The following is a 3,314-nucleotide window of genomic DNA, read 5'->3' on the forward strand; positions in this document are numbered from 1 at the left end:
ATATATATCTTTAATATATATAAAGAAAAAAGATAAAACTTTTATACAGAGAAAAAATCGTGTTTAAACATTGCTGTAATAAGGGTTCATAATTTCTCTAGCCGTAAAAAATCATAAAAAGTAAATACTGGGAACGTACTTAATGAGCTGGATGATGATTTAAAACTACAAAATATCGTAAAGTAGATATATATAAACTACATATAATCATCATTAAATTTATACAGGTAACTGAATAAATAATAAATGTTAATTTCGATGACTTATGAACAAAATTTCCACATTTATAAAAAACTACCCACAATTTATTAACAAAGGGGGCAAAGTTAGGAACATAATCTACTTTTTAAACAGAATTAACAGATGTTTTTCTGATTTTAAGTAGATTTAGAGGTAAAACATGATAAGAACAGTACTTAAGGCTTTATATTATACACATCAGGCTAAAATTATTAAGATATCAACAGAATACTAAAAAATATTTTCGCTTTTTTGTAGATTAAACGACGTAATTGGATTGATAATTCAGAATAAACAAATTAAAAAATGTGAATATCTCATTTTTTTTCACATGCACTGTATGTAATTGCATAAAAAATAGAGAGTTGTAATCATTAAAATTGAAAACTTACTCTCTGTTTTGTTTGAAGTAATACTCTTCACATGTTATCTCCAACACGAATAGCCCTCCACTTTTGCTTTTTTCAAAAATAGAGAGCTGTATCATTACATTGCTGGAAGCAGTTGATCAACCGTATGTGGTACTTCACTTGTTGAACGGTAATATGCTTCTAAGGACTGTAGAAACTGAATTAAATTAAAGTCTTCAGGGACTTCAATTACACGAATCTTTTCCTTCGGCAATCTATCAATTTTTTCAATGAACAGTTCACGAATATCGCTAGGGATTTGATTTCCTTTATACCCACTAGACTTTAATAGTTCGCGAATTTCAATTTCTAACGCTGTATATGCGTTAATATTTACGCCTTGTTCATAAGCGTATTTTCTAAATAGTGATTCCTCTTGATACTGCATGTAATTACGATGGTAAGCATCTAAGGTTACAGGTACAGCATATTTCGCATGAAGCAGGTCATGCGCGTTACGGAATAGCTTTTGAACATTACGTAAAGAGTATATAGCAAAATGAGTACCAAATTTAAAAATGGCCTCTTCTTGTTCATGTTTAGGTACATGGTGTGTAATTAAAGGATAAATACCAGTTTTAGCAGCTGTATCTAATACACGGTATTGAGAAGATTGCTTTAATAATTTACTTAGTGTATAAACAAGCTTTTTCGGATATCCTTCTTGTCGATCAATCATTTCACGTAAGCCACGAACTACTTGGCGAATTTGACGATGACAAGAGTGTTTTAAAACGTTAATGAATTGGTTCATATCCTTTGCAAATTCAGCAATATTCATTTCTACTAACAAGTTTTCTATGAATTTAGCTTTACGCTTATATGTATCTCGTGGTGTAAATGGGTCACGGTATTCTGCTCCTTCTTCTTTTGCGCATAAGAAATTAGGATGTACAGATAAATGCAATGTTGTATATTGCTTTTTATTCTTCTTCCCTTTTGCTAACTTGCAAATTTTAAATAAAGGAGATTCGGTAGCAGATAGTTTTGTTTCTAGTTCCTCAAGTACAGCACGAATCTGATGCGGGTATTTCTTATGTAAGTAACGATACATTCCACCAAAGTGAGTTGAATTACCTTGCTCATCAACTTTAAATAAAGAACGTTTCAGGGTAGTTTCGCGTTTCTGCTGCATTGCTACATCCATGAATAGTTTCTTAGCTGCAATGGATAACTCAAAGAATTCTTTGGTAAATACTATCGGGCTAATAAATGTATATGCATTTGCTTTATTCGTTTCTTTATTCATGAAGTCAGTTAAGGTGATTTTATATTTACCACTGTACTCATTTTCAATTGTAATGATGTTATGGAAACTTAACTTCTTCAAAGCCACATAAAATTGCGAGTGGTGAATATGTGCAAATGCTTCTTTATAATTTTTATAATCTTCCCAAAGCATATGGATCGATACATGTGAAAGCTCACCATATGTATTACATTTTTTATGAAGAAATAGAAATACTTCTAAATCAGCATTTGTAATACCATATAGCTTATGTTTTCTGCCCTCATTTTTATCAAATCCACTTACTTTATCTACAATCTTTTTCATTTTCAGTGAAAAAGATGGCTTTGCTTGTTCAACAAATCCCTCTTCATCTGCAATTCGTTCTTCATAGGACATTGAATTCACAATGTCTTCTAGATAGGTATCTTTAAAACTGTAATACTTACCTTCCAAAGCTTCTACTAACTTTTGCCACGATTTAATTGTTACAATTACCGGTGTTGTTGTTTCACCATTCAAACTACGCTTGTTCTTTATAACGAAAGGTTTTGCCATCTTTTTCACCTCCTTTTATGTTAAGTTGCAGTTTTCCCCACAATTAGATATAGAATTTCATTTTTGATTATATCAAATCGAATGCTGGTGAAATCTGTCCCTTTAAGAGGAAAAATAAAAAAATGAAACGTGCCCCAATCCCTTGGGGGACAAGGGATTGGACGTTTCATAAAAAAAAGTTTATTGCCACCATAGGGCTATGAAGTTTTTTGAATATGAAACGTAGTATGTTGTGGGGTGAATCTTACTAAACCATTGATTTTATAGGGTTTTACGCTAATTTCGTTTTAAAGTTGTAGCCATCATATAGCTATAACGTTTCATGTTTTGGATTGACTAAGAAATTGCTATAGATTTCTTATAAATACTGATATATAGGGAGTTATAACTGTTTTTAAATGAAAAGTTACAGCCATCATACCGCTATAAACGTTTCATTTCGTTTCATGTTTCCTGCCGTCATATAGCTATAACGTTTCATGTTTTTAAAACAAGTTATATTTTATTGAAAGCTGCTTTAACCCTTGGTATATATAGATTTGTTTGAAGTTTTAAAGTTAAAGTTGTAGCCATCATATAGCTATAATAATTTTATTGCGTTTTCTTTCATATTTAATGAAATGGCTTTATATCAACGTTTATTAGTAAATTACATAGAATAAATTTTTTTTAGTCGAATGATTTTCAGGATATTCTCGTTTCATTTTTTAAGAAGTAATAGCCGTCATATAGCTATATAGTTTCAAAAGTAAGAAATAATAGCCACGATAAGGCTATGCAGTTTCAAGTAAGAAGTAATAGCCGTGATAAGGCTATATAGTTTCAAGTAAGAAGTAATAGCCGCGATAAGGCTATGCAGTTTCAAATAAGAAGCTATA

General features: G+C 30.9%; 1 protein-coding gene. It reads right to left on the reverse strand.

The genetic code is table 11. The features are described from left to right. Window positions 1–726: 726 nt before the first annotated feature. The gene (locus DN403_RS29900) at window positions 727–2,436 is read right to left on the reverse strand and encodes a hypothetical protein (RefSeq protein ID WP_061668077.1); all 1,710 of its coding nucleotides are present in this window, start codon (window positions 2,434–2,436) and stop codon (window positions 727–729) included. Window positions 2,437–3,314: the final 878 nt, after the last annotated feature.

It is taken from the genome of Bacillus sp. AY2-1 (assembly GCF_008368965.1).
In the GTDB taxonomy this organism is placed as follows: domain Bacteria; phylum Bacillota; class Bacilli; order Bacillales; family Bacillaceae_G; genus Bacillus_A; species Bacillus_A thuringiensis_S.